This window comes from Gilliamella sp. Gris3-2 (genome assembly GCF_001690345.1).
In the GTDB taxonomy this organism is placed as follows: domain Bacteria; phylum Pseudomonadota; class Gammaproteobacteria; order Enterobacterales; family Orbaceae; genus Gilliamella; species Gilliamella bombi.
This window is the reverse complement of record NZ_LZHB01000069.1, coordinates 63,201-89,420: the sequence shown is the minus strand read 5'-3', so window position 1 is coordinate 89,420 and position 26,220 is coordinate 63,201. Positions and strand designations below refer to the sequence as shown.

Here is a 26,220-nt window from a genome sequence, read left to right as displayed (position 1 = left end):
TACCTCACTGCCTAATTGGCAAATAGACAGAAAATTGAGTATGCCCAGGCCAACTATTAAATTCAATTTTACCATGATGTTGATCAACAATATTATTTGCAATCGAAAGTCCAATACCTGTACCTCCTTCATGCCCGCTCACCATAGGATAAAACAAAGTATCTTGTATATGAACAGGCACACCTGGTCCAGTATCTTCAATATCAATACGAGCGCACAAACGATAGCGCTGTCCATGTAAAGTAATCTGAAAAGCAGTTCTTGTCCTGATAATAATTGTGCCAGTATTGGATCCGATAGCCTGTAAAGCATTGCGAACAATATTTAAAATTACCTGCTCTATTTGTTCTGAGTCATGAATAAAATCGGGTAGGCTTGGGTCATAATCACGTAGAATCTCAATATTCATTGGTTTTTCCAAACACAGCAAAGCATAGATACGTTCTATTGCTTGATGAATACTTTGTTCTTTTTGTTGTAATCGCTGCTGTGGGCCTAATAACCTATCTACCAGATTTCTTAACCTATCTGCTTGTTCAATAATAATTTTTGTGTAATCTTGCAATTCATTTTTAGGTAGTTCACGTGATAATAATTGAGCGGCGCCTCGAAGCCCTCCTAGAGGATTTTTAATTTCATGAGCTAGTCCACGAACTAATTCACGAGCAGCACTCTGTTGCGCTTGTTGTAATTGTTCTTGGCTAAGGCGTTTATGGCTATTTAATGGCGTCATTTCAATTAAAATCTGTCCATTACCTAATAGTTGAGCTGTCAACGTTAAAATATGTAATTCATTATTAATAACTAAATTGACTTCATTATCTGTAAAACCCTGATTTTGCTCTAATGTACTGAGCATTAAATTTATATCCAAAGAAAAGTATCCCAACAAATCAGGAAGATAACTTTCTAATAATTTTTTTGAACTTTGTGCTAATAATTGCTGAGCAGCAATATTGGCATACAGAATATTAAGTTTAGTATCAAGTAATAAAATACTTGTAATCATAGAATCGAGAACAAGATTAGCATCAGATTCATTATCAAATGTCATCGTTGGTTTTCCGTCCTGATTAGAAACCACCGCAAATTAACGGTGGTTTAATAGGTTAAATTACTATATAGCTTATAGACTATAGTACATTTCAAACTCAACTGGGTGTGGTGTCATACGTACACGATCAACGTCTTGACGTTTTAAATCAATGTATGCATCAATAGTATCGTTAGTAAATACGTTACCACGTGTTAAAAATTCACGATCTGCATCTAATGCATTAAGTGCTTCTTCAAGTGAACCCGCAACTTGAGGAATTAATTTAGACTCTTCTGGTGGTAAGTCATATAAGTTTTTATCCATTGCATCACCAGGGTGAATTTTATTGATAATACCATCTAAACCAGCCATTAACTGCGCAGCAAAAGATAAGTATGGATTACCTGCTGGATCTGGGAAGCGAACTTCAATACGGCGAGCTTTAGGGCTAGTCACGACTGGAATACGGATTGATGCTGAACGGTTACGAGCCGAGTAAGCAAGCATAACTGGTGCTTCATATCCCGGTACAAGACGTTTATAAGAGTTAGTTGCAGGGTTTGTAAATGCATTAATTGCTTTCGCATGTTTAATAATACCGCCAATATAGAATAATGCCATTTCAGAAAGACCAGCATATTTATCGCCAGCAAATAAATTTACGCCATCTTTTGCCAATGATTGGTGACAGTGCATACCAGAACCATTATCACCAAATATTGGTTTTGGCATAAATGTCGCAGTTTTACCATATGCATGTGCCACATTTTGTACAACATATTTATAAATTTGTACTTCATCTGCTTTTTTAGTTAACGTATTAAAACGACAGGCAATTTCATTTTGACCTGCTGTTGCAACTTCATGGTGGTGAGCTTCAACCACTAAGCCAAGTTGCTCCATAATTAAGCACATTTCAGAACGGATATCTTGTGATGAATCAACCGGAGGAAGTGGGAAATAACCACCTTTTACACCTGGACGATGACCTTTATTGCCTTCTTCATATTTAGTACCTGAGTTCCAAGCCGCTTCAATATCATCGATATGAACAAAGCTACCTGACATTGGCGAACCAAAACGAATATCATCAAATAAGAAAAATTCTGGTTCAGGACCGAAAATAACAGTATCAGCAATACCTGATGATTTTAGGAATTCTTCGGCACGTTTAGCAATTGAACGTGGGTCACGATCATATCCTTGTAATGTTGCAGGCTCTAAAACATCACAACGGAGATTTAATGTCACATCTTCAAAAAAAGGATCGATAACAGCACTTGATGTATCTGGCATTAACACCATATCTGATTCATTAATACCTTTCCAACCTGCAATTGATGAACCGTCAAACATCTTACCATCTTCAAAAAAGCTGTCATCAATTTGACTAACAGGAATTGTAACGTGTTGCTCTTTACCTTTTGTATCAGTAAAGCGTAAATCAATAAACTTAACATCATTTTCTTTAATTTGTGTTAAAACTTTTAGTATAGACATGTATCTTCTCCATTGAGGACAAATAATAATTATTCAGTTTTTAAGGTATTCTTACCAAATTGCTATAACGTATGCAAATATAATGCCAATTTTTTAACTCTATTTTTGGTGGCTTTATAAGTAGCTATAGTAACATAAATATTACAGTTGCACTAAAATAATGCAATAAGCACCAGAATAATGCACCAAAATAGTCATATAAAAAATTAAACCCAATTTTTATGCTCTATATATCTTCTCGCAGTGCTTCAATGCTCAAATGAAAAGTTATTTTATTCCAGTCATGCTCAATCGTTTCTTCTGAACTAAACACCACGTGATACAGCATATGATCTTTAGGATTTACAAAAGATGTAGAAGGATAAACATCCGTACCCCAATAACAGCAAATTAATTTAAGTTCACCTATTCCCATGGTGTTAACTAAATACTGATGTGCTTGTTTTGCATATTTACCCTCAATTTTATAAATAACTTTAAGAGGTTTTCATTGTTCTTTATCATTTTGTATACAATCATTATATTTAAAGAAATCGGGCGCATCTGCATCAAATTCACGCAAAAAATCACGACAAGTTAAATCGGGATCATAGTCATAATGCGGGAAATATTCTGAATGTTTGATTTTTACGTTACGAAGTTTTGTTCTCTTTAACTCAGAAATTTGTTTATTAAAATATGTTCAGCATAAGCTTGATGATAATCTCCATTTTCTAAATAATAATTAGCTAATAAAGATTCGTCTTCAATAGTTTGAGAATTAAATTTATTAAATTCAGAAGAATCATCAGAAAACGCCGGAGAAATAATGGAAAATACAACACAAACCCAAAAGATAAATTGTTTCAATCTCATTAACCTATCCCTTAAAATTAAATAAATATTTTTTATAAAATAGCAAGATTTTCTTATTGGTGCTGTATTTCAGTGCATAATATCGTTATAATCTCACCTTATATTGAAATGACTAGGTAATCATACAAATATGGACTTTATAACACTCGAAATTCTACCTTTTGTAAAAAATCATTTTTTACTGTCCCTAGGTTGGATTGTGCTGTTTATTGCAATCATTGTACTAACCATTAAAGGAAAGCTATCTAAAGTTAAAGTTATCAATAATGCTCAGGCAATCCATATGGTAAATAAACAAGATGCAGTTATTATTGATATTCGCTCTGCTGATAGCTTCAAAAAAGGGCATATAACAGATTCTCATAACATTTTGCCTATCGACATTAAAAATGCAAGTGCAAAAACAATTGAAAAGTTTAAAGAAAATATCATTATTTTAATTGATGAGAATGGTTTATCATCAACAGGTATAGGTGAAATACTTGTCAAACAAGGTTTTTCAAATGTCTTTGTATTAAAAGATGGTATTGCTGGATGGAACGGCGAGAATTTACCATTAGTTAGAAAATAATATTATAAAAAATAAGGTTTTATCATGACAGAACAAAACAATACACAACAACCAGAAACACAGTTTGCTATTCAACGTATTTATACTAAAGATGTTTCATTTGAAACTAATAATGTTCCAGAAATTTTTACTAAACAATGGCAACCAGAACTGAATCTTGAATTAAATTCATCTTCGCAAGTTTTAAGTGAAAATGTATATGAAGTTGCACTTCGTGTCACTGTAACAGTAAAACAACAAAACGAAGTTGTGTATATCTGTGAAGTTACTCAAGCGGGTATTTTCTCACTTGTCGGATTTGACGAAGGCCAAATTCAACATTGTGTTGGTGCTTATTGTCCAAATATTTTGTTCCCCTATGCTCGTGAAGTAATTTCAAGTTTAGTGAATAAAGGTACATTCCCACAAGTGAATTTAGAACCAGTAAATTTTGAAGCACTATTTATGAACTATATTCAGCAACAACAAGCTGAAGCTGAATCAAAAGAAACACTACAATAGTCATTGTATTACAATTAACTGATAATAAATTTATTAGATGATTATGAAAAAAGATGCTGCAGTAACAGTAATTGGCGCTGGATCTTATGGGACCTCTTTAGCTATTTTGCTGGCTCGAAATGGTCACTCAACTTTATTATGGGGGCACAATCCTGATAAAATGACCATTTTGCAGCATGATAGGCAAAACAAACAGTTTCTACCGAATATTCCTTTCCCAAATCTGTTACAAATTGAAACTGATTTAAAAACGGCAGTTTTAGCTGCGCCAATTTTACTTATTGTGGTGCCAAGTCATGCTTTTGCAAGTATTTTGACTCAAATCAAACCTTTTTTACGCCAAGATACAAAAATTGTCTGGGCTACAAAAGGACTTGAAGTTAATACTGGCCGATTATTACAAGATGTTGCAGAGGAGATTTTGGGCAATAAGATTCCATTAGCGGTCATTTCTGGTCCTACTTTTGCTAAAGAAGTCGCATATGGATTACCAACAGCGGTAACTGTAGCATCAACTAATGAGCATTTTTTAAATCAACTGCAAACTTTGTTTCATTGTAGCAAAAGCTTCCGAGTCTATAGCAGCAAAGATTTTATTGGAGTGCAACTTGGTGGTGCAATCAAAAATGTTATCGCTATTGGTGCTGGATTATCTGATGGTCTTGGCTTTGGAGCCAATGCCAGAACAGCATTAATTACACGTGGACTTGCTGAAATGATGCGTTTAGGTGCAGTATTAGGGGCAGATCCAGCAACCTTTATGGGAATGGCTGGATTAGGTGATTTGGTTTTAACCTGTACCGATGATCAATCCCGTAATCGTCGTTTTGGAATGTTACTTGGCCAAAATAAATCCATTCAAGAAGCTCAAGATACTATTGGCCAAGTTGTTGAAGGTCGCAACAATACAAAAGAAGTCTGGTTATTAGCTCAAAAATATCATGTAGATATGCCTATCACTGAACAAATTTATCAAGTTATTTATGAAAATAAAGATCCAAAACAAGCCGCAGTGGCATTACTTAGGCGTTCACAAAAAGAAGAACTAAAAAGCTAATTTTTATACTCAAACACCTAGTTACCTGAAACTTTTTGACACAAAATTATACTAACTTGATATCTAAGTATTATAAAAACGTACCAATTCCTTTTTCTTTTGCTTTAAGATAAATATCGTAGCCAATATACACGTCTAATACAGCTGTACCAACAGTTTTAAACAGCGTGACTTGCTGATCATTTAGACGGCATTGGGTTGGATCTATCACTAAATCTCCTAACTCTAAAAAATCATCTTCTGATACCAATTTTTGTTTAATTGGATCAATAATATCACCTGCTTCAGCAAATACGCCTTCTTTAGTATCAACTACCCGAATATTAGCCTTTTCAACTACACATTCAGGAATTTCATGCATTTCTGGCGTATAAGCACCCACTCCATTAACGTGCGTGCCAGGTTTTACTTTTTCGCCATTAAATGTCACAACTTTTGAGGTTGTAACCGAAGTAATAATATCAGCTTGACTAATGTCATCATCCAAATTTTTTGAAAAATAAAGGTTAGTAGAAAAATGAGCAAAACGATATTTCATCTCTTCTGTAAATTGTTCCGCTTTTTGTGTATCAATATCAAAAATAGCGACATCAGTAAGTGAACGAACAGTTAACATTGCCTCTAATTGAGATACAGCTTGCCCACCAGTACCTATCAACACTGCTCGACTAGCATTTTTACGCGCCAGCAAATCGGTTGCTGCACCTTGAACGGCTCCTGTACGAAGCTGAGTGACAAAAGTGCCATCTAACATAGCACAGACTTCACCTGTTTGCGGATCTAACATTAAAACTTGAGCTGGTACTGATGGTTTACCCAATTTAGGATTGTCAGGAAATACCGAAACAATTTTTATACCCACAATATCGCTACCTTTAATATGTGCGGGCATAAACAAGGATTGTCCCTTTTGCATATCAAAATTAATTCGTAACGGCACATCACTGTTTCCTTGGCTATAGATTTTCAAAGCTTGTTTATCTGCAGCTATCGCATCTTTCATTGTATAAAATCTTTCAATATCATTGGCCGTTAAAATAAGCATTTTTATTCCTTAATTGATTTTCTATATTTTTTGAACTTTAGTATCTATTATCTATTTTTTAGATCAAGATTTATTGTTAATTAAACCATAAAAAACTGTTTTATATAACAAAAATCGCAGTTCTTGTATATCTTCTATATTTTCACTATTATTACAGCGTGTAATATTGCACGATATTTGAGAAATCAGATGCTATTTAAAATATTAAAATTTTTCTTAAAGATCCTATTTCATGTAAGAATTCATGGTAATTTTGAAAACTTAAAACAAGATAGACTTCTCATTACCCCTAATCATGTATCTTTTCTTGATGGTATTCTAATCGGCGTATTTTTACCCGTAAGACCAGTCTTTGCTATTTATTCGGGTTATATTAATCATTGGTTAGTTCGCTTAGCAAAGCGTTATGTTGATTTTGTGCCAATGGACCCAGTCAGTCCAATGGCAATTAAGCGATTAGTTCGAGAAATCGAAAAAGGTCGTCCTATAGTGATCTTTCCCGAAGGAAGAATTACTATAACTGGCTCATTAATGAAAATTTATGATGGTGCTGCTTTTGTTGCTGCTCGCTCTCAAGCTACCATTGTACCAGTGTGGATCGAAGGCGCTGAATTTACTTTAACTAGTCGTTTAAAAGGTTTATTTAAACGTCGTTTATTTCCTAAAATAACCATTCATGTACTTAACCCTACATCTATTCCAATGCCCGATGCGCCTAAAGCTAGTGAAAGACGTTATATTGCAGGTGAAAAACTTCATCAAATTATGATGAACGCACGCATGGCAAGTCGTCCAAAATTAACGCTGTTTGAAGCATTATTAGAAGCACAAGTTCGCTATGGCGTGAAATCAAGAATGGTACAAGACCCAACAACTCACGAAGCATCTTATCGCAGTTTATTAAAACAAATTATAGGTGTTAGTTGTATTATTGCCAAAATTACTAAAAATAAAGAGCGAGTTGGTGTTTTATTACCCAATGCAACCATTACTGTTGCAACTATTTTTGGTTTGTCCGTAAAAAATCGAATTCCAGCAATGCTTAACTATACTGCGGGAACAAAAGGCTTAAACTGTGCCATTACTGCTGCTGAAATCAAAACGATTATTACTTCACGCAAATTTATTAGAAAAGGTAAACTTGATTATCTACTTGAAGAAATCAAAGACGTTAAGTGGTGTTTTCTTGAAGATTTGCGTAAAAACTTAACTTTAAAAGATAAGCTTTATGTTGCAGTGCATCAATATATTCCACGCTTAATTAAATACCAACAATCAAGCGATGACGAAGCACTAGTACTGTTTACCTCTGGTTCAGAGGGGAACCCTAAAGGTGTTGCTCATAGTCATGGAAGCCTACTTGCTAATGTTGAACAAATTCGAACGGTTATAGATCCAACCCCTGCAGATCGCTTCATGTCGGCTCTACCATTATTCCATGCTTTTGGTATTACAGCTGGATTATTTTTACCGCTATTTTCAGGTAGCCGTACATTTTTATATCCAAATCCATTACATTACCGTATGGTCCCTGAAATTATTTATGACCAAAATTGTACGGTTTTATTTGGTACGCCAACTTTCTTGGCAAACTATGCCCGTTATGCGCACCCATATGATTTTATGCGTTTACGCTATGTTGTTGCAGGTGCCGAAAAATTATCAGATGCAGTACGAGAACAATGGAAAGATAAATATGGTATTCGTATTTTAGAAGGCTATGGCGTTACCGAATGTGCACCTGTTGTAGCCCTTAATGTTCCTATGGCATTTAAAGCTGGAACTGTAGGGCGATTACTTCCAGGCATGGTATCAAGATTAATTCACATTCCAGGCATTTGCGATGGAGGCCAATTGCAAGTCAAAGGGCCTAATGTAATGAAAGGCTATTTACGGGTGGAAAATCCCGGCAAACTTGAAGAACCAGTAGCAGCTGATGAAAATGGACAAGCCGAAAAAGGTTGGTATGATACCGGTGATATCGTTGCTATTGATAGTGATGGGTTTGTGACAATTAAAGGACGCTTGAAACGATTTGCAAAAATTGCTGGTGAAATGGTTTCATTGGAAAGTGTTGAATCCTTAGCAAAAAAAGTTGACTCTGATGCAATGCACGGTGCAACAGTCAAAGCTGATGCAGCTAAAGGTGAAGCAATTGTCTTATTTACTACCTCAACAAAATTAAATCGAGAGCAACTTAATCAAGCATCTCAAGAATTGGGCATTCCAGCACTAGCTATTCCTCGTGATATTCGTATAGTAAAAGAGTTACCACTACTAGGTACAGGTAAAATTGATTTTATTTCTTTACGAAAAATGGCTGACGAATAAACTAAAGGATGTCACATGAAACAACATTCTCTATTAAGCAAAGGCATGGTTGCAACCATGCTTGCGCAGTTTTTTTCAGCATTTGCTGATAATGCAATCTTTTTTGCTATTTTAGCTTTCATTAAGAATTTACATTATCCAACATGGAGCCAATCGGTATTACAAATTAGTTTTGTCGCACCGTTTATCATACTTTCACCTTTTGTAGGTCAATTTGCTGACAGCATATCAAAAGGTAAGGCAATGATGATTTCAAATAGTATAAAATTACTAGGTGCTGGTTGCATCTGTTTAAACATCAGCCCTTTTGCTGGCTATTTTCTAGTCGGTATAGGCGCTGCGGCATATTCCCCTGCTAAATACGGAATTTTAGGTGAACTTACGACAGGTGATAATTTAGTTAAAGCAAATGGGTTAATAGAAGCATCAACCATTGCAGCCATTTTACTTGGTTCGCTAGCTGGTGGTCATATTGCCGATCTTAATGTGAACGCTTCCTTACTTGCGTGCGTGTTAGTGTATGGGCTAGCTGTTATTGCTAACTTTTTTATTCCTAAATTACCTGCTGCACGACAAAATATTTCATGGCAATTTATAGGCATGATCAAGGATTTTGCTAACACAATCAAAATTACCTTCACCAATAAGCAGATCTTATTTACATTATTAGGTACTAGTTTGTTTTGGGGAGCAGGTATTACTTTACGTTTTCTTTTAATCAGTTGGGTTCCAGCTATCTTAAATATTCATGATAACGCAACACCAACAAACCTTAATGCAATAGTTGCTATCGGTATTGTTATTGGCGCAGGTCTAGCTAGTACATTTATTTCTATTAACAAAACCTTACGCTGCGTTCCTGCTGGTATAATGATGGGTATAGCGGTAATTGCCTTCACTTTGCAAAGCAACATAATTTCGTCTTATATTTTACTCATTATTATCGGAGCATTAGGTGGCTTCTTTTTGGTACCATTAAATGCTTTTATTCAAAAAATGGGGAAAGATTTGGTCGGTGCTGGCAGTGTTATTTCGGTACAAAACCTAAGTGAATACTCAGCGATGATGATAATGTTAGGGCTTTATACGTTAGCCATTGCTTTAAATTTATCGGTTACTGCTATCGGTGTTGGTTTTGGGAGCTTATTTGCTTTAGTTATATTTTTATTATGGTTAGGGTTAAAAAATAATGAATCACATTAATCTATCATCGATGCTAACAGAAAGTCGTAATCCTAATAGCGAAAAAATAGATAACTGTTCAACATTAGAAATGCTACAAATCATCAATAATGAAGATAAAAAAGTCGCATTGGCTATTGAAAAAGAGCTACCCAATATCGCAAAAGCCGTTGATGCGATTAGTTTAGCATTTTCAAATCAAGGTAGACTAATCTATATAGGTGCTGGCACTTCAGGCCGATTAGGTATTTTAGATGCAAGTGAATGTCCACCAACTTATGGCACATCACCAGAACAAGTTATTGGCTTAATTGCTGGAGGCAAAACAGCTATTTTTAAGGCAATTGAAAACGCCGAAGATAACCCAGAACTGGCAATTACTGACTTAAAAAACATTAATTTTAACTCAAATGACGTTTTAGTTGGCATTGCAGCTAGTGGGCGCACACCTTATGTAATAGGTGCTATGCAATATGCTAAATCAATTGGATCAACAGTGATCAGCTTATGCTGTAACCCATTAGCACCAATGATTAATTTAGCCAATATTGCTATTACACCAATTGTTGGTGCAGAAGTAATTACTGGCTCCTCCAGAATGAAAGCAGGTACAGCACAAAAATTAGTCCTTAACATGTTAACCACTGCCAGCATGATAAAAATCGGCAAAGTCTATAGTAATTTAATGGTTGACGTACAAGCTACCAACGCAAAACTTGTTGAACGACAAATATCCATTGTTATGCAGGCTACCGATTGCAGTCGAGAAAAAGCCATTGCCGCATTAGCCGAAAGTAATAAGCATTGTAAAACTGCTATTTTGATGATTCTTTCAAGTTTAAATGCAGAGCAAGCCAGAGTGAGACTAAAAAAAGAAAATGGTTTTATTCGTCGAACACTGTAAGATAGACTAAATTTACTTTAATAAACAATAAAAAACTAAGTTTTTTATAAAAATGTGATGCTCACATAATTTTTAACTTATTTTTTATTATAAAATAACCAGATAATTTTATTTTACATACTTTATATTATGCAATTAATATAAAATTAGGAGGTCGTTATATGGTTGGAATCATCCTAGCAACTCATGGTGAGTTTGCGGAAGGTATTCTACAATCAGGATCGATGATATTTGGAGAGCAAGAAAATGTTAAAGCTGTTACCTTGCACCCAAGTGATAGTCCTGAAAGTTTAAAAGAACGAATGCTTGAAGCCATTGCAACATTTGCTAATCAAGAAGAAGTCCTGTTTTTAGTAGATTTATGGGGAGGGACACCATTTAATCAGGCTAACAATTTATGTGGTAAACATAGTAATTGGGCTATTGTTGCTGGTTTAAATTTACCAATGTTAATTGAAGCCTATTCTTCTCGTTTTTCAATGGAAACGGCGAAAGAAATTGCTGCCGCAATTATTGAACCAAGCAAAGAAGGTGTTCGAACAACAGTCGAAATGCCAACACAATCTTCTGCTTCTACTAAACACGCAACTACTATCCCAGAAGGAACAGTACTTGGAGATGGTAAAATGAAAATTGTGTTAGCTCGTGTTGACTCACGCCTATTACATGGACAAGTGGCGACAGCATGGACAAAATCAACCAATCCTAACCGTATTATTGTTGTTTCTGACTCGGTTGCAAAAGATGAATTAAGAAAAAAACTCATCCAAGAAGCAGCACCTCCTGGTGTAAAAGCAAATGTTGTTCCAGTTAAAAAAATTATTGAAGTTTCACGCGATCCTCGTTTTGGCAATACCAAAGCGCTACTTCTATTTGAAAATCCACAAGATGTGCTACGAACCATAGAGGGCGGCGTCGATATCAATGAACTTAATATTGGTTCAATGGCCCATTCCGTAGGAAAGGTTATGGTTAATAAAGTGCTGTCAATGAATGCTGATGATGTTGATACATTTGAAAAATTAAAAACAAAAAATGTGAAATTTGATGTTCGCAAAGTACCTAATGACTCTAGTAGTAATATGGACGAATTATTGAAAAAAGCGAAAGAAGAATTGGCGCAACAAAAGAATTAGTTTATTTAAGGGGTTATGTTATGACATTGTCAATTATTGCTATCATTTTAGTGATAGTTATTGCCTTTCTAGCTGGTATGGAAGGTATTTTAGATCAGTTTCAATTCCACCAACCTTTAGTGGCTTGTTCTTTAATTGGACTTGTAACAGGTAATTTAGAAGCGGGTGTTGTATTGGGCGGTTCATTGCAAATGATTGCACTCGGTTGGGCCAATATCGGGGCCGCAGTAGCACCTGATGCAGCTTTAGCATCGGTTGCTTCATCAATTATTTTAGTATTAGGCGGCCAAGGTATAACTGGCGTATCTACTGCTATAGCTGTTGCTATTCCACTTGCAGTTGCAGGGCTATTCTTAACCATGATTGTACGAACTATTGCTGTTCCATTAGTACACATGATGGATGCGGCAGCGGAAGAAGGCAACATTCAAAAAATTGAATGGTTACAAATTTTAGGTATCTGTTTACAAGGTTTACGTATCGCAATCCCAGCTGCTGCGTTACTCTTTATTCCTGCTGAAATTGTTAGAAGTACACTAGAAGCAATGCCAGAATGGCTAACAACAGGAATGGCTATTGGTGGTGGAATGGTTGTTGCTGTTGGTTATGCGATGGTAATCAATATGATGGCAAACCGCGAAGTATGGCCATTTTTCATTATTGGTTTTGTCGTTGCCGCGATATCACAATTAACACTGATTGCACTTGGTGCTTTAGGTATAGCATTAGCACTAATTTACCTCAATCTTTCAGAACGTGGCAATTCATCCAATGGTGGTAGCAAAGGTGATCCACTTGATGATATTTTAAATGATTACTAAAAACTTGGAGAAGAAAATGACTGATAGAATCCAATTAAACAAAAAAGATCGTTTAGCGGTTGCTTGGCGTTCAACTTTCCTCCAAGGGTCTTGGAACTATGAACGTATGCAAAATGGTGGATGGGTCTATTCAATGATCCCAGCTATCAAAAAATTATATACCACCAAAGAGGCTCGCTCTGCAGCTCTTAAGCGTCACCTAGAATTTTTTAATACTCACCCCTATTTAGCTTCTCCAGTGCTTGGGGTAACTCTTGCACTTGAAGAGGAACGGGCTAATGGAGCTGTTGTTGATGACGTAGCAATTCAAGGGGTAAAAGTTGGGATGATGGGACCACTAGCGGGTGTGGGTGATCCTGTATTCTGGTTTACCGTACGTCCAATGCTCGGCGCTCTTGGTGCTTCACTTGCACTAAGCGGTAATATTATGGGACCAATTTTATTCTTCTTATTATGGAATATTATTCGTTGGGGATTCATGTGGTATACCCAAGAATTTGGTTACCGTACAGGCTCTAAAATAACCGATAATTTATCAGGCGGATTACTGCAAAAAATCACCAAAGGAGCTTCTATTTTAGGAATGTTTGTACTGGCAGCCTTAGTACAAAGATGGGTATCAATTAAATTCCAACCAGTCGTATCTACTGTCAAGTTAGACAATGGTGCTTTTATTGATTGGAATACATTACCAGCAGGTGCTGAAGGCATTCAACAAGCATTAATTCAAATGCAAAGCGGATTATCACTGACTCAACAAAAGGTAACCACCTTACAAAATAACTTGGATCAGTTAATACCTGGACTTGTCCCCTTACTATTGACTTTCTTTTGCATGTGGTTACTTCGTAAAAAAGTATCACCAATCCTAATTATTTTGGGATTATTTATAGTAGGTATTGTTGGCCATGTAATCGGTCTTTTATAAACATATAGCTATGCCTATATATATTTAGAAAGTATGATATTTTAAAATAGCGCCAACTTTCTATTTACTATTACATTAACCTTTTCATCACACCATGTGATGAAAAGGTGTCATTAATCATTCGAACTTTGCATGGATATAGGGTAGATGGTTCAATCATTAAATACTAAAATTGATTTAACAATGAAAGCAACCGCATTTACAGGCTTATCTGAATACGGCAATATAATAATTGGTGACAAAGCCTTCGAGTTTTATCATCAACACGATCCACGCAAATATATCCAAATACCATGGAATGAAATTGATTATGTGATTGCTTCTGTATTGTTAGGTGGTAGATGGATCCCTCGTTATTCAATACAAACAAAAAAAAACGGCACATTCACCTTTGCATCTAAAGAGCCCAAGAAGGTATTAAAAGCCATTCGAGTTTATATTGACGGGCAAAAAATGGTACGCTCACTTGGCTTTTTTGATGTTTTAAAGAGAGCTTTTTTTCACAAAAAGAACAAAAAATAAAAATCACTATTTTATTATATTTATCGATTTCCACTTAAATTAAATAAATTATAGTTAGTATCATTTTTTCCACTCTTTTTTAAGTTAGTTTAAGTCAATCAATATAACACCACTTCATCAACAAACAGCCATTGCACTTTTTGCTAGAAAGAGTATAATTCTGGGGCTTTGATTTTGTCCGTGTTGGGCAGAAAAAAGATTATTTTTTAATTTAAGAGGATGTTATGGTAACTATTCGTTTAGCTCGTGGTGGCTCTAAAAAGCGCCCTTTTTATCAAGTAGTTGTCACTGATAGCCGTAACCCACGTGATGGCCGTTTTATTGAGCGCGTTGGCTTTTTTAATCCAATTGCACAAGGTAAAGCAGAAGAATTACGTTTAGATCTTGATCGCGTAAATCATTGGGTTGGTTTAGGTGCAACTGTTTCTGATCGTGTTAATGCACTAATTAAACAAGCACAAAAAGCTGCTTAATTTAGTAATTGATAATCACTGTAATGATGAATACTGAGAATCTTATTGTTGTTGGTAAACTTGGTTCAAGCTACGGCATTCGCGGATGGCTCAGAATTTTTTCGTTTACAGAATTCCCAGATAGCATTTTTGATTACACTCCTTGGTATATCCAGCATGCTGGGCAATGGCAAGAGGTAATTGTAGAGAGCTTTAAACCGCATAATCATGATATGATTGTAAAACTTAAAGGCATTGATGATCGTGATCAAGCCATTGCATTAACCAATATTGAAGTGTTTGTTGATGCAGAAAAATTACCAACACTTAGCAATGGTGATTTTTATTGGAAAGATCTCATTGGGTGCCGAGTTAAAACAATTAATAACTATGATTTAGGACTGGTAACTGACTTGATGGAAACCGGATCTAACGATGTATTAGTGGTTAAAGCAAATCTAAAAGATGCATTTGGAGCAACAGAACGTTTAATCCCTTTTGTTGATAATCAATTTATAAAACAAGTTGATTTAACAACAAAAATGATTGTGGTCGATTGGGATCCTGCTTTTTAATTGGTAAGGTAAAACTATGTGGATTGGCGTAATTAGCCTTTTTCCCGAAATGTTTCAAGCTATTACCTGTTATGGCGTAACTGGTCGAGCCGTTAAAAATGGGCTGTTAACAGTAGAGTATTGGAACCCTCGCGATTTTGCGCATGATAAGCATAAGACTGTCGATGATAGGCCTTATGGTGGTGGTCCTGGCATGTTAATGATGGTACAACCACTTAAAGATGCAATTCATGCGGCAAAAACAGTGGCAGGTAACAATACAAAAGTAATCTATCTTTCCCCACAAGGGCGCAAATTAGACCAACAAGGTGTTTGCGAATTGTCACAAAATAAAAATTTAATTTTGATTTGTGGACGATACGAAGGTATAGATGAACGCGTTATTCAAACCGAAATTGACGAAGAATGGTCAATTGGGGACTACGTGTTAAGTGGTGGTGAAATACCAGCGATGACCATGATTGATGCATTAGCAAGGTTTATTCCTGGCGTGCTAAATCACCAATCATCGGCAAAAGAAGACTCTTTTGTTAACGGTTTACTTGACTATCCACACTATACTCGTCCTGAGGTATTAGATGGAATGGCGGTACCTGACGTATTAATGTCTGGTCACCATGAAGCGATTCGTCGCTGGCGATTAAAACAATCACTAGGACGAACTTGGTTAAGAAGAGAAGATCTTCTTGCAAATCTAGCTCTGACTGATGAAGAGCAATGTTTACTCGCTGAATTCCAACAAGAATACAGTGACAAACTAAGCAATTAATATTTCAGTATAACTAGTAAGAGATAATATTATGAAAAATGCAATTATTCAGCAATTAGAACAAGAACAAATGAAAAAAGACATCCCGTCTTTTCGCCCTGGTGACACGGTTGAAGTAAAAGTATGGGTTGTTGAAGGTAACAAAAAACGTCTTCAAGCTTATGAAGGTGTTGTTATTGGCATTCGCAACCGTGGTTTGCACTCTGCATTTACCGTACGTAAGATTTCGAATGGTGAAGGTGTTGAACGAGTATTCCAAACTCACTCACCAATTGTTGATTCAATTACTGTGAAACGTCGTGGTCAAGTACGTCAAGCTAAACTTTACTACTTACGCGAACTTCGTGGTAAAGCAGCTCGTATCAAAGAGCGCCTTAACTAAATTTTATTGGTTTAATTGTCTAAAACCAATTAAAAAATATCAGATTAAACATGGTCACCTTTTTGGTGGCCGTTTTTGTATCTAACAAAAATCATTCCCTAGCAACTAATAATGTTAACAAAATTAAAGGGAATTTAATTGTTATTCTTTGAAAGGTAACACTATGGATGACTATCTTGTTAATATCCTTGCCACAACTGTAAAGCTATTTGCATTAATGACACCTCCTGCTGTTTTAAGTGCATTTTTAAGTGGCACAAAACAATACGACGAACAGCTTAGACGCAAAACAGCACTCAAAACATCCTGTGCCGTATTTATCATCGGTATAGTGCTATTCTTTTTTGGTAATACCATGTTTAGTGTCTTTGGTTTTACTCTTGATGCATTCCGAATTGGTTCTGGAGCGTTGCTATTTATCACTGCAGTGTCACTAATGAATGATTCTCCAGAAAAGAACAAAATTAACAGTGATGACGATATCAGTGTTGTACCCCTTGCAATTCCACTTTGTATGGGACCCGCTTCCATTGGTACTATCATTGTTATGGGAACAAGCTCCGTAGGCTTTGCAGCCAATATGATTGGGGCTGTTTCTTTATTCATTGCATCTTCAGGGATTTATGCAATGCTATTATGTGCAAAAAGTATTGCTAAAGTATTAAAAAACACAGGTATTGCTATCTTATCAAAACTAACTGGGTTGCTAATATCAGCTATTGCTGCGCAAGTCGTTTTTACGGGTGTATCAGCTTTTCTAAAATAACTTGTATCAGAAAGGATTTCATCAAGATTATACCAAGCAAACGCACTTAACTTAGTGCCTTAAAATAAAGATAAATCACAAATAGTAAAAACATTAATAATCTGATTTTAAAAATTAAATGTAATCACCTAAACCGATTTATTAGGTGATTACAAACAAATTAATAGGTCAATAAAATTAATCTAACGTTTTTATTATTAAAAAATTTCGTTTCTTATAGAAAAAGTAAGAAACCAAAATAATTATTACTAAAACAACTTCTGATAATAAAATAAAATGCCCTGACTCCCCAAACCAAACACCAATAATAATCACAATATTAACAATAATAGAAACCCCTGCCAGCCAAGGAAATAATGGCGATTTGAACTTTACCATCTCTTTGGGATATTTACCGTTATTTACTCCCTTACGGAACTGATATTGACACCAAGCAATAATAATCCATGCAAAACATCCCACTTGCCCTGTTCCCGCTACTAAATAAATATACAATTTTTCAGCGGCAATATATTTAGAAAATAGTGAAACTAGCGCAATAATAGCAATAAATAAAATACCTTTTGTGGGCACTCCACGCTTATTTACGTCTGAAAAATATTGAGGTGCGAGTTTATCTTGTGCCATAGACCACAGCATTCTTGAACTGGCATAAATTGCAGAATTAGCCGCCGATATTGCCGCACAAAAAATAACAAAAAGCATTAAATACGAAGCTATTGAAATTCCTGCTTTATTAAATACCCACACAAATGGGCTAATTTCAGAATGAACCGTTCCATATGGATAAACAAGGGCTAAAACAGCAATAGCCAGAACATAAAATAGAATAATGCGGAAAGCAACACCAGTAATAATTTTGGGTAACACAGACTGTGGAGATTGCGCCTCACCAGCTGCACTACCAATTAATTCGACGCCCTGAAAGGAATAGGTCACGATAGTCATACAAACAAATATGGCTAAAAAACCATTAGGAAACCACCCTTTTTCGGTTTTAAATGTTGGTAAGATATGCGTTTCACTATATTGGTGATTAAGTAAATAAATCCCCACTCCAATAAATGCAATAATCGCAAGAACCTTAATAGTTGAAAACCAATACTCACTTTCTCCAAATGCACGAACAGAGGTTAAATGCACTGAAGTAAGAACAATCAGAATTAATAGACTAAAAAGATAAATAGGAATCGAAGGGAAGGTTTGGTGAGCAATCATTGAAGCAGCGGTTAAATCTGCCGCCATAGATAGTACCCAACTAAGCCAATACAACCAACCGATGGTATAACTCCAAATCGGATTGGGTATAAACATCAACGCATAGTGTTGAAATGAACCTGCATGAGGAAATGCACAAGAAAGTTCACCTAAACATAACATTGTTGAAAGCATTATGCTTCCTGCCATTAAATAAGCAATAATTGTTCCTAATGGACCAACTGTGCTAAGTGGAGCTGCAATACCAATAAATAATCCAGTACCAATTGATCCACCTAATGAAATCATCAATAAATGACGATTTTTTAGGTTTTTCTTTAAATTACTACTGGGATAAGGGTTTTCTTGTGATTCAGATGTTGTCATATAAACCGCCTAGTAATTAATAAAAACTGCTGGTTACCCAGCAGTTAACACAAATTAATAAATAAACCGTTTTTCTACACCATTAGTTTGACAAGCCATTAGTAAAGCAGTGTAATCAAGCTCAAATCCAATAACATCGCCAACACGAAGTGTTTGAGTAACATCTTCAATATCAACCAAGGTATGATCACTGGTTTGACCCAATACAGTAATATCATCATTGATGGGTATACAGCTTTCTGCTGGCACATCTTGACGTCCAAAGGCAAGAAGTGCTCGTTTGCGTGTACCGCTATCAACAAAGGTTTTACTGTTTAAAAAAGCATCTACACCTAATTCACCAACAGGAACTGTTGGTTTACTATTGAGTTCAATGATTTGCGCATATAATTTATAAATATTACTACATGCTTTATCAACGGGTTTATTTGAATGATGAAACTCGTCAAGATATTTCATATCCACATATTCAATACCAAACTCGTGTAAACCACCAATTCTCAAATGATTTAATCCTTCTGGCCAAATACCTTTATCCAATAAGTGGTAACTGGTACAATTACCGGCCGATAAATACTTTATTTTAATATTACAAACTTGCTCTACTTTACGCGCTATTTTTAAAAAGTCTACTCCATTTTTAACTGTAGGTAGTACAGTACCATAGCAATTAAAATTGGTGCCGAGCCCATAGAGCTCAACGCCGGGTAAAGAAAGAATAAGTTTAACCGTATCAATGATTTCATCAATATGTTCAAACCAAATACCTTCGCGTAAATCCCCCATATCAACCATTAATAAAACTTGATGTACTTTTTGTTGTTTAACGGCTTCATCAGAAAGTGCCTGAATTACTGCTTTTTCGCTGTTTAAGCTAATATCAGCATATCTAACAACATCACTAATTTCACTTAAACAAGGGCTCCGTAATAAGCAGGTTTTACAATTTAAAGCATCTTTTAATTTCTTTAAATTGTATGTTCTTGATTCAGCAATCACATCAATACCGCCTTCAAGTACTGCTTTGGCCGTTTCAACACAACCATCAAAAACTTTATTAACAGCCATAACCTCAATACCGTGTTTAGCTAATAAATCTTTTTCAACACGAGCATTATTTCTTAATTTGCGTAAATCAATTTCTAATATAGGTTTGTACATAATTTTACTCCTCTATATATTATTACTACTGCAAACGGTTACGTTTTTGGGCTCGATAATAAATCCATTCAGCTAAACCAATGGCAAGTACTGCACCACCAACAATTTTAGCAATATATTCGACATACCCCCCCATATCTATTTGCGCAGGTGGAATAAACACTAATACCACAGCAAATAGAGTAGATAAGAAACCAAGTGCTGGTAACACAATTGGCAACACCTTACCCGGAATTTTAAAACTACGAGCAACATCTGGTTGAGTAATACGTAAACGATAATACGCAATAAACATCACTAAATATGGGATAAAATAACAAATTGTTGTAAGTGCTGTTAACATCCAATATGCCGCTGCAATACTTGGCGACACAAAAGTTGAAAAACAAAGTACTGTAACAATAATAGCTTGAATAATTAACGCAAAGGCTGGTGTTTTATATACTGGATGTAAACGACCAATGCGTTCTCCAAGCAAATTATCTTCTTTTGATGCTTCTTGTAGCATATAAATCGGACCAACTAACCATGAGTTTATTTGTCCTAATGCACCAAAAAACAAACAAATTGCCATTACTGGTAATAACCAAGGCATATGCAATTCTTTAGCTGCGGCTTCCATTGCTTGCATAACACCCGCTACGATATCAGTATCCGCTGCTGGTAATAAAGTATTAATAGCCCATGTTCCGACCATATAAATACCAACAATTACCACTGCTGAAACCAACATTGCTTTTGGAAAGTCTCGTTGTGGATCTCGTGTACGCCCTGCAATCATTGGAGCCACCTCAAGACCAGCAAATGCGAACATCATGCTAGATAGAAAAACAATAGTATCCCAACTACTTAAATCAGGTAACCAATCACTAACATGACTATAGCTTGTAGCCATAGGATGCCCTGTGAATAACCATACAACAGCTAATAGCACAATAATAGCGGCTGGAATAAATACACCAAGCCATGCACTCACACTATTAATAATTTTAGTCCATTGCATCCCTTTAATATTCATCAGTGTTAAAATCCAGAATACCACCATAGAGCCAACACCAATAAATACTTGATTTTGAGCTAACTCAGCGCTAAACATATACCCAATTGCAGTAAAACCAAATTGCAACATTAACGGGAAGAAAAGAACACAAGAGAACAAAAAGCAAACAACAACTATCCAACCAATACGTTTACCAAATGCTTCTTTTACCCAAACAAAAATTCCACCATCTTTTGGCCAACCGGTTGAAAGTTCGCCACAAACCATAGCTAATGGGAAGAAAAGACAAAATGCAGCAAGTAACCAAAGTACCATTGCTGACGCTCCATAAGGAGCAACATTAGGAATTTGACGCAAACTTAGTATTGCAATGACATTCATAAAAACAATGTCTTTAATACCAAGTAAACTTGAATCTTTAGAATCACTCATAATAACCTCACTTTATCATATCTGGAGCATCAAATGCTCCAGATATTGATGATTAATATATGTCGTATCCAACCATATCTTCGTAAGTGTCCTCACGGCGAATCAATCTATCCTTGCCTTCTTTATCTATCATTACAACAGAAGTACGAGGACGATTGTTATAAACAGTTTGGCTTTCGATGGTATAAGCACCAGCATCAAGGAAAGCAACAATATCACCGATTTGAGTGTCTTTTGGCATTAAGAATTCTTCACCTTTAACACCAACATGGAAATAGTCACCACCATCACATAAAGGACCTGCCAATTTGATGTACTCATCATGTGTTTCACTGATTTTTGAAGCATTATAAACATAGAAGAACCAATCAAAATGTTGACTATCAGATAGCACACTATAACCAGCATCAACAAATTTCCACTCAACATGCTCTTCAATATTGCCATCTAAATCATAATTGGTTTTACGTTTTTCACAGGCAACTTCAGTTACAAGCACACCTGCTGAGCCTGTTACTTTACGGCCTGGCTCAATACAGATTTCAACATCAGTACGCCATTTGTGTACTTCACTAATAACAGCATCAGCAAAATCTTGTGCAGTAATACCTGCATACATATTATCTTCTAATGGATTACCATTTTCTTCATCATATTTATAAGGAACAGGGATCCCCCCACCTACGTTGATTAAATCAAATTTAATACCAAGCACTTCTTCTAAGCGACGTGATTCATCAACTAAAACTTTCGTAGCTTTAGCAAAAGGCTCTGATTCTGGAACCTGATCACCAACGTGCATATGTAAACCGCGTAAATGAACATATGGCATTTCTAAAATACGACGACATGTTTCTTCTGCTTGTTCTAAATCGATACCTGATTTAGCATGATAAGCAGTGACTAATTCTGCGTGAGTTGCTGACGGAACATTTGGTTCAACACGCACACAAACATTTGCTACCTTTTTCAAACGTCTTGAAATCTCATCAATAATATCAAGCTCATATAAGCTATCTACGTTGATAATATACAGATCATTTTGGATAGCAAACTCTAAATCCACTGGTTTTTTAACAACACCATTAAACACAATTTGGCTACCAGGGAAACCGATATCTAAACATTTACGCACTTCAAACATTGAGTTCGCTTCGGCATAAATTCCTGCATCTTTAATCGCTTTAAGAACGCCCATTACTGAACAAGTTTTTGATGCATAGAAAATTTTTGTTTTTGGATGAGCTTTAAATGCCTCTTTAATTTCTTGCACATTACGATCAATCTCCTTTTCAGAAAACACATAAAAAGGCGTTGGATATTTTTTGGCTAACTCTTCTAAATTAACACCATCAAAACAAAGTTTGCCACTTTCAGCGCTAAAACGACGATCTTTAGTTACAAGATCAGTGCGTAATTTGTTATAATTTGACATAATTTTGTCGGACATATAGCCTCCAGTTAATGATTACATAAAAAATAAGTAAAATGGCTTCTCACTTGTTGTGCAATCAGCATGCCAACTTTAAAAACAAAAATAATCAATATATTAACAAACAAAGCGCAAGTAAAAATTTAGTCATTTAGTATAAAATCAATTTTTATGACAAAAATTTGTCATTTTTATATGATAATTAACAGGCGTTTAAATTAAACAAAGCTAAATATAACAAATCACCCTAGTTCAAAAGGCACGAATATCATGACAATCGACCCTGAATTATTACAATCATTGGAAATATTTAAACATTTTTTTGATTTAATCCATCAACCAATGGCGATTATTGATAAAGAAGGCAAATATGTTTATTACAATCAGGAAAGTGCTGAACTTGATGGTTACCCTATAGAACAAGCTATAGGAAAACCAATGCTTAAAGTTTATCCCAAGATGCGAAAAGAAGACAGCACGATGTTGCAAGCTCTGCAGCATGGGAAAGAATATCAAAACAATTACCAAAGCTATTATAACCATGTAGGTAAACTTGTAGATTATATGCACACAACAGTTCCTCTTTATAATAAAAATCAAAAAATTATCGGCGCAATAGAAATAGGTCGAAATTTATCTACTGTTAGGCAATTACAAGACCAAGTATTCAAGCTCAATAGCAAGTTATATCAAAATAAAGAACAACCATTACCAGAAATTGTTTTTGTATCAAAAACAATGCAAGAGGTTATCGATCAAACTAACATCTTGGGAGCAAATGATGTTCCAGTATTAATAGTTGGCGAAACAGGAACAGGTAAAGAGCTATTTGCTCGTTTAATCCACCAAACAAGCCAACGCCGTGACAAAGCATTTATCTCGCTCAACTGTAGTGCACTACCAACCACACTGATTGAAAGCACCCTATTTGGTACGGTCAAAGGCGCATTTACGGGTGCTGAAAACCGACAAGGTTATTTAGAACTGGCTAACGGAGGCACATTATTCCTTGATGAATTAAATGCAATGCCTCTTGAAATGCAAAGTAAATTATTACGATTCTTACAAGAAAAAACCTACTGGCAATTAGGTGGTAATAAAGAAATGCATTCAGATGTTCGTATTGTTGCTGCCATGAATGAACCACCTACAGAACTATTAAAAACAGGAAAAATGAGAAGTGATCTGTTTTTTCGCTTAAACGTTGGTTTAATAAAACTCCCCGCTTTACGCGACAGAACAGAAGATATTCCAGTGTTAGCACGCTATTTTATTGATAAACACAAAAACGACGTCAATGTTGTAATTAGCGGTATCAGTGAACATGCACTACAACAATTAATATCAGCTCCTTGGCCCGGTAATGTCCGTATGCTTGAAAATACAATTGTCAGAAGTATGGTATTACAAAACGAACCGGGTGAATTACAGAATATTGTCCTTGATGAAGATCTATTCGATCTTAATAGTTCATCTCCTCAAAACGATGATATCAATAAACCAGAAAATTTACCTATCAACACATCTACTGATGGAAACAACTTAATTGAACAAGTTGAAAACTATGAACGACAACTCATCATTAACGCATTAAATCAAGCCAACGGCAAAATTATAACGGCGGCAAAACTATTAAACATTTCACGCACAACGTTACAATACAAAGTAAAAAAATACCATATTCAAATGGGCGTAATTAATTAAACGATCTAGCACAAGCAAATGCACTACTCCATGCCCATTGAAAATTATAGCCACCTAACCAGCCTGACACATCGACAACCTCACCAATAAAATAGAGGTTGGGGTGTGTTTTAACTGCCATAGTTTTGGAAGACAACGCATCAGTACTTATACCACCAAGAGTCACCTCCGCAGTACGATAACCCTCAGTCCCATTTGGAGCAATATACCAATGTGTTAAAGCATTATACAAGTCTTGCTGTTGTTTGGGATTAAGTTGCTTAACTATTATATCGTTTATCAAATTGAGCTGTATTAACACCTCAACAAGCCTTTTAGGTAAAACCTGTGCTAAACAATTTTTTATAGTTTGATTACGATTCTGCTCTAATAATGGTTTAAACGATGATTCGAATGTGAAATCAGGTAATAAATTAATAGTAATTGACTCTCCAGCCTGCCAATAGCTTGATATTTGCAAAATAGCTGGTCCTGAAATTCCTCGATGAGTAAATAATAGATTCTCCTTAAAACTAACTCTTTCATTAGAAACTTCAACAGCAACAGCAATACCTGACAAGGTTGATAATATATCAAGTAAAGGTTTATGTAACGTGAACGGTACTAATCCTGCTTTGACTGGTATAACTGGAATAGCCAATTTTTCGGCAATTTTATAGCCAATTGAAGTCATGCCAAGGGCAGGCATCGATAAGCCTCCCGTAGCAATAATAAGATTATCACTATCAATAATGCCTTGAGAAGTATGTAATTTAAATCCTATTTTATCACTGCTAATATCTTCAACCTGTGTCTGCATCATAAAATGAACATGCCCTTTTTGACACTCGTTTAATAGCATATCAACAATATCTTGCGCTGAATTATCACAAAATAATTGCCCATGATCTTTTTCATGGTAAGCAATACCATACTGATTTACTAATTGGATAAAGTCCCACTGAGTAAATTGTTTCAAAGCTGATTTACAAAAATGAGGATTGCAAGAAATATAATTACTAGGTTCAACCATTAAATTAGTAAAATTACATTTACCACCACCAGACATTAGAATTTTGCGTCCTAACTTTTTACCATTATCAATCACAGTAACATCATACCCCTTTTGCCCCAGTAAACCTGCGCAAAAAAGCCCAGCGGCGCCAGCACCCACAATCGTAATTTTAGTTTGCATTATTAATAGATCAAAAATAAAAGATAACAAATTGTAACAGTATACAATTGACACACATAGTTATTGAATCAAATAACTTATTTTATACTCAAACACCTAGTTACCTGAAACTTTTTAACAAGAAAGAAAAAGAACTTATATCCCATTTTCTAAAGCCAAATTTAAAAGCAACTCCTTAACTTATAAAAAACAAAATAAATCATAAAGGTAAATACTACTATTAGCTTTATTAATAACGTTTATATAACTTATTAAAAGATCGACTTATAAATAATATTTATTAAGCCAGCATTCTTTTTATTTTTCATCCAATTATAAAGGTATGATTATGCAATTTTTATAAAAGGAGGGTAAATATATCAAAATAATCTTTATTACTTATTTAAACTTAATTAGTAGT

The 26,220-nt window shown here is 35.3% G+C and carries 24 protein-coding genes and 3 pseudogenes; 17 read left to right on the top strand and 10 right to left on the bottom strand.

Going from position 1 to position 26,220, the window contains the following annotated elements; translation table 11 throughout:
- Positions 1–4: 4 nt before the first annotated feature.
- From glnL to A9G32_RS09455, 4 genes and pseudogenes are all read right to left on the bottom strand, one after another.
- Positions 5–1,054, bottom strand: a complete 1,050-nt coding sequence (glnL, locus tag A9G32_RS09470; RefSeq protein ID WP_065589395.1) for a nitrogen regulation protein NR(II) — start codon at positions 1,052–1,054, stop codon at positions 5–7.
- Positions 1,055–1,126: 72 nt separating this feature from the next.
- Complete coding sequence (gene glnA, locus A9G32_RS09465; protein WP_065589394.1) at positions 1,127–2,536, bottom strand: glutamate--ammonia ligase; 1,410 nt, start codon at positions 2,534–2,536, stop codon at positions 1,127–1,129.
- A gap of 226 nt (positions 2,537–2,762) precedes the next feature.
- Positions 2,763–3,011: pseudogene (locus A9G32_RS13690) on the bottom strand (hypothetical protein); the annotation flags it as partial.
- A gap of 176 nt (positions 3,012–3,187) precedes the next feature.
- Positions 3,188–3,391, bottom strand: coding sequence for a hypothetical protein (locus A9G32_RS09455; protein ID WP_065589392.1), 204 nt, complete (start codon positions 3,389–3,391; stop codon positions 3,188–3,190).
- A gap of 130 nt (positions 3,392–3,521) precedes the next feature.
- Here A9G32_RS09455 and A9G32_RS09450 point away from each other — a divergent pair, with 130 nt between their 5' ends.
- The 3 genes from A9G32_RS09450 to gpsA are packed head-to-tail and all read left to right on the top strand — an operon-like array spanning position 3,522 to position 5,520.
- Entirely contained in the window at positions 3,522–3,962 is a 441-nt protein-coding gene (locus A9G32_RS09450; RefSeq protein ID WP_065589391.1) for a rhodanese-like domain-containing protein, read from the top strand.
- Between the two features lie 24 nt (positions 3,963–3,986).
- Complete coding sequence (gene secB / locus A9G32_RS09445; RefSeq protein WP_065561473.1) at positions 3,987–4,463, top strand: protein-export chaperone SecB; 477 nt, start codon at positions 3,987–3,989, stop codon at positions 4,461–4,463.
- Between the two features lie 40 nt (positions 4,464–4,503).
- Positions 4,504–5,520, top strand: a complete 1,017-nt coding sequence (gene gpsA, locus A9G32_RS09440) for an NAD(P)H-dependent glycerol-3-phosphate dehydrogenase (RefSeq protein ID WP_442902819.1) — start codon at positions 4,504–4,506, stop codon at positions 5,518–5,520.
- Between the two features lie 70 nt (positions 5,521–5,590).
- Here gpsA and A9G32_RS09435 read toward each other — a convergent pair whose 3' ends face one another.
- A complete protein-coding gene (locus A9G32_RS09435; protein ID WP_065589389.1) occupies positions 5,591–6,565 on the bottom strand; it encodes an ornithine cyclodeaminase family protein in 975 nt (324 codons plus the stop codon).
- Positions 6,566–6,754: 189 nt separating this feature from the next.
- Between A9G32_RS09435 and aas the strand changes: the two genes are divergently transcribed.
- The 13 genes and pseudogenes from aas to A9G32_RS09375 all read left to right on the top strand — a co-directional run bounded on the left by aas (position 6,755) and on the right by A9G32_RS09375 (position 17,333).
- The gene (gene aas, locus A9G32_RS09430; protein ID WP_065589388.1) at positions 6,755–8,896 is read left to right on the top strand and encodes a bifunctional acyl-ACP--phospholipid O-acyltransferase/long-chain-fatty-acid--ACP ligase; all 2,142 of its coding nucleotides are present in this window, start codon (positions 6,755–6,757) and stop codon (positions 8,894–8,896) included.
- 15 nt (positions 8,897–8,911) lie between these two features.
- Positions 8,912–10,099, top strand: coding sequence for a lysophospholipid transporter LplT (lplT, locus tag A9G32_RS09425; protein WP_065589387.1), 1,188 nt, complete (start codon positions 8,912–8,914; stop codon positions 10,097–10,099).
- Positions 10,086–10,982 carry an N-acetylmuramic acid 6-phosphate etherase gene (gene murQ / locus A9G32_RS09420; protein ID WP_065589386.1) on the top strand — a complete coding sequence of 299 codons (897 nt, stop codon included), beginning with the start codon at positions 10,086–10,088 and terminating at the stop codon, positions 10,980–10,982. The genes lplT and murQ overlap by 14 nt, the downstream gene beginning before the upstream one ends.
- Positions 10,983–11,143: 161 nt before the next feature.
- Positions 11,144–11,521: pseudogene (locus A9G32_RS13685) on the top strand (PTS sugar transporter subunit IIA); the annotation flags it as partial.
- A 54-nt stretch (positions 11,522–11,575) separates the two neighbouring features.
- Positions 11,576–12,118, top strand: a pseudogene (locus tag A9G32_RS13680) (PTS system mannose/fructose/N-acetylgalactosamine-transporter subunit IIB); the annotation flags it as partial.
- Positions 12,119–12,144: 26 nt separating this feature from the next.
- Positions 12,145–12,939 carry a PTS mannose/fructose/sorbose transporter subunit IIC gene (locus A9G32_RS09410; RefSeq protein WP_065589457.1) on the top strand — a complete coding sequence of 265 codons (795 nt, stop codon included), beginning with the start codon at positions 12,145–12,147 and terminating at the stop codon, positions 12,937–12,939.
- Between the two features lie 16 nt (positions 12,940–12,955).
- A complete protein-coding gene (locus A9G32_RS09405) occupies positions 12,956–13,867 on the top strand; it encodes a PTS system mannose/fructose/sorbose family transporter subunit IID (RefSeq protein ID WP_065589384.1) in 912 nt (303 codons plus the stop codon).
- Positions 13,868–14,014: 147 nt separating this feature from the next.
- Positions 14,015–14,389, top strand: a complete 375-nt coding sequence (locus A9G32_RS09400; RefSeq protein ID WP_065589383.1) for a DUF956 family protein — start codon at positions 14,015–14,017, stop codon at positions 14,387–14,389.
- A 224-nt stretch (positions 14,390–14,613) separates the two neighbouring features.
- Positions 14,614–14,862, top strand: coding sequence for a 30S ribosomal protein S16 (gene rpsP / locus A9G32_RS09395; RefSeq protein WP_034900786.1), 249 nt, complete (start codon positions 14,614–14,616; stop codon positions 14,860–14,862).
- Positions 14,863–14,885: 23 nt separating this feature from the next.
- The gene (gene rimM / locus A9G32_RS09390; protein WP_065589382.1) at positions 14,886–15,416 is read left to right on the top strand and encodes a ribosome maturation factor RimM; all 531 of its coding nucleotides are present in this window, start codon (positions 14,886–14,888) and stop codon (positions 15,414–15,416) included.
- A gap of 16 nt (positions 15,417–15,432) precedes the next feature.
- Entirely contained in the window at positions 15,433–16,185 is a 753-nt protein-coding gene (trmD, locus tag A9G32_RS09385) for a tRNA (guanosine(37)-N1)-methyltransferase TrmD (protein ID WP_065589381.1), read from the top strand.
- Positions 16,186–16,216: 31 nt separating this feature from the next.
- Positions 16,217–16,567 carry a 50S ribosomal protein L19 gene (gene rplS / locus A9G32_RS09380; protein ID WP_034913735.1) on the top strand — a complete coding sequence of 117 codons (351 nt, stop codon included), beginning with the start codon at positions 16,217–16,219 and terminating at the stop codon, positions 16,565–16,567.
- A 163-nt stretch (positions 16,568–16,730) separates the two neighbouring features.
- Positions 16,731–17,333, top strand: a complete 603-nt coding sequence (locus A9G32_RS09375; RefSeq protein ID WP_065561484.1) for a MarC family protein — start codon at positions 16,731–16,733, stop codon at positions 17,331–17,333.
- Between the two features lie 177 nt (positions 17,334–17,510).
- Here A9G32_RS09375 and A9G32_RS09370 read toward each other — a convergent pair whose 3' ends face one another.
- The 4 genes from A9G32_RS09370 to lysA are packed head-to-tail and all read right to left on the bottom strand — an operon-like array spanning position 17,511 to position 22,960.
- On the bottom strand, positions 17,511–18,917 hold the full coding sequence (locus A9G32_RS09370) for an amino acid permease (protein WP_065589380.1): 1,407 nt from the start codon (positions 18,915–18,917) through the stop codon (positions 17,511–17,513).
- Positions 18,918–18,971: 54 nt separating this feature from the next.
- Positions 18,972–20,078 carry an alanine/ornithine racemase family PLP-dependent enzyme gene (locus A9G32_RS09365; RefSeq protein WP_065589379.1) on the bottom strand — a complete coding sequence of 369 codons (1,107 nt, stop codon included), beginning with the start codon at positions 20,076–20,078 and terminating at the stop codon, positions 18,972–18,974.
- 25 nt (positions 20,079–20,103) lie between these two features.
- Positions 20,104–21,510 carry an APC family permease gene (locus A9G32_RS09360; protein ID WP_065589378.1) on the bottom strand — a complete coding sequence of 469 codons (1,407 nt, stop codon included), beginning with the start codon at positions 21,508–21,510 and terminating at the stop codon, positions 20,104–20,106.
- Between the two features lie 52 nt (positions 21,511–21,562).
- The gene (gene lysA, locus A9G32_RS09355) at positions 21,563–22,960 is read right to left on the bottom strand and encodes a diaminopimelate decarboxylase (RefSeq protein WP_065589377.1); all 1,398 of its coding nucleotides are present in this window, start codon (positions 22,958–22,960) and stop codon (positions 21,563–21,565) included.
- A gap of 249 nt (positions 22,961–23,209) precedes the next feature.
- On the opposite strand from lysA, the gene A9G32_RS09350 reads away from it, so the two are divergent.
- Positions 23,210–24,646 (top strand): sigma 54-interacting transcriptional regulator, encoded by a 1,437-nt coding sequence (locus A9G32_RS09350; RefSeq protein WP_141672662.1) that lies wholly within the window; start codon positions 23,210–23,212, stop codon positions 24,644–24,646.
- Here the strand turns inward: A9G32_RS09350 and A9G32_RS09345 are convergent.
- Entirely contained in the window at positions 24,639–25,820 is a 1,182-nt protein-coding gene (locus A9G32_RS09345; RefSeq protein WP_065589375.1) for an NAD(P)/FAD-dependent oxidoreductase, read from the bottom strand. The two genes, A9G32_RS09350 and A9G32_RS09345, sit on opposite strands and share 8 nt — an antisense overlap.
- Positions 25,821–26,220: the final 400 nt, after the last annotated feature.

Excerpts from the sequence above, each read along its gene's own strand:
- rpsP (WP_034900786.1), top strand. The coding sequence starts at position 14,614 with ATGGTAACTATTCGTTTAGCTCGTGGTGGCTCTAAAAAGCGCCCTTTT.
- secB (WP_065561473.1), top strand. The coding sequence starts at position 3,987 with ATGACAGAACAAAACAATACACAACAACCAGAAACACAGTTTGCTATT.
- A9G32_RS09455 (WP_065589392.1), bottom strand. The coding sequence starts at position 3,391 with ATGAGATTGAAACAATTTATCTTTTGGGTTTGTGTTGTATTTTCCATT.
- A9G32_RS09345 (WP_065589375.1), bottom strand. The coding sequence starts at position 25,820 with ATGCAAACTAAAATTACGATTGTGGGTGCTGGCGCCGCTGGGCTTTTT.
- lplT (WP_065589387.1), top strand. The coding sequence starts at position 8,912 with ATGAAACAACATTCTCTATTAAGCAAAGGCATGGTTGCAACCATGCTT.
- rimM (WP_065589382.1), top strand. The coding sequence starts at position 14,886 with ATGATGAATACTGAGAATCTTATTGTTGTTGGTAAACTTGGTTCAAGC.
- A9G32_RS09360 (WP_065589378.1), bottom strand. The coding sequence starts at position 21,510 with ATGAGTGATTCTAAAGATTCAAGTTTACTTGGTATTAAAGACATTGTT.
- aas (WP_065589388.1), top strand. The coding sequence starts at position 6,755 with ATGCTATTTAAAATATTAAAATTTTTCTTAAAGATCCTATTTCATGTA.
- trmD (WP_065589381.1), top strand. The coding sequence starts at position 15,433 with ATGTGGATTGGCGTAATTAGCCTTTTTCCCGAAATGTTTCAAGCTATT.
- murQ (WP_065589386.1), top strand. The coding sequence starts at position 10,086 with ATGAATCACATTAATCTATCATCGATGCTAACAGAAAGTCGTAATCCT.
- glnA (WP_065589394.1), bottom strand. The coding sequence starts at position 2,536 with ATGTCTATACTAAAAGTTTTAACACAAATTAAAGAAAATGATGTTAAG.
- A9G32_RS09365 (WP_065589379.1), bottom strand. The coding sequence starts at position 20,078 with ATGTACAAACCTATATTAGAAATTGATTTACGCAAATTAAGAAATAAT.
- A9G32_RS09400 (WP_065589383.1), top strand. The coding sequence starts at position 14,015 with ATGGTTCAATCATTAAATACTAAAATTGATTTAACAATGAAAGCAACC.
- rplS (WP_034913735.1), top strand. The coding sequence starts at position 16,217 with ATGAAAAATGCAATTATTCAGCAATTAGAACAAGAACAAATGAAAAAA.
- A9G32_RS09375 (WP_065561484.1), top strand. The coding sequence starts at position 16,731 with ATGGATGACTATCTTGTTAATATCCTTGCCACAACTGTAAAGCTATTT.
- lysA (WP_065589377.1), bottom strand. The coding sequence starts at position 22,960 with ATGTCCGACAAAATTATGTCAAATTATAACAAATTACGCACTGATCTT.
- glnL (WP_065589395.1), bottom strand. The coding sequence starts at position 1,054 with ATGACATTTGATAATGAATCTGATGCTAATCTTGTTCTCGATTCTATG.
- A9G32_RS09405 (WP_065589384.1), top strand. The coding sequence starts at position 12,956 with ATGACTGATAGAATCCAATTAAACAAAAAAGATCGTTTAGCGGTTGCT.
- A9G32_RS09370 (WP_065589380.1), bottom strand. The coding sequence starts at position 18,917 with ATGACAACATCTGAATCACAAGAAAACCCTTATCCCAGTAGTAATTTA.
- A9G32_RS09450 (WP_065589391.1), top strand. The coding sequence starts at position 3,522 with ATGGACTTTATAACACTCGAAATTCTACCTTTTGTAAAAAATCATTTT.
- A9G32_RS09435 (WP_065589389.1), bottom strand. The coding sequence starts at position 6,565 with ATGCTTATTTTAACGGCCAATGATATTGAAAGATTTTATACAATGAAA.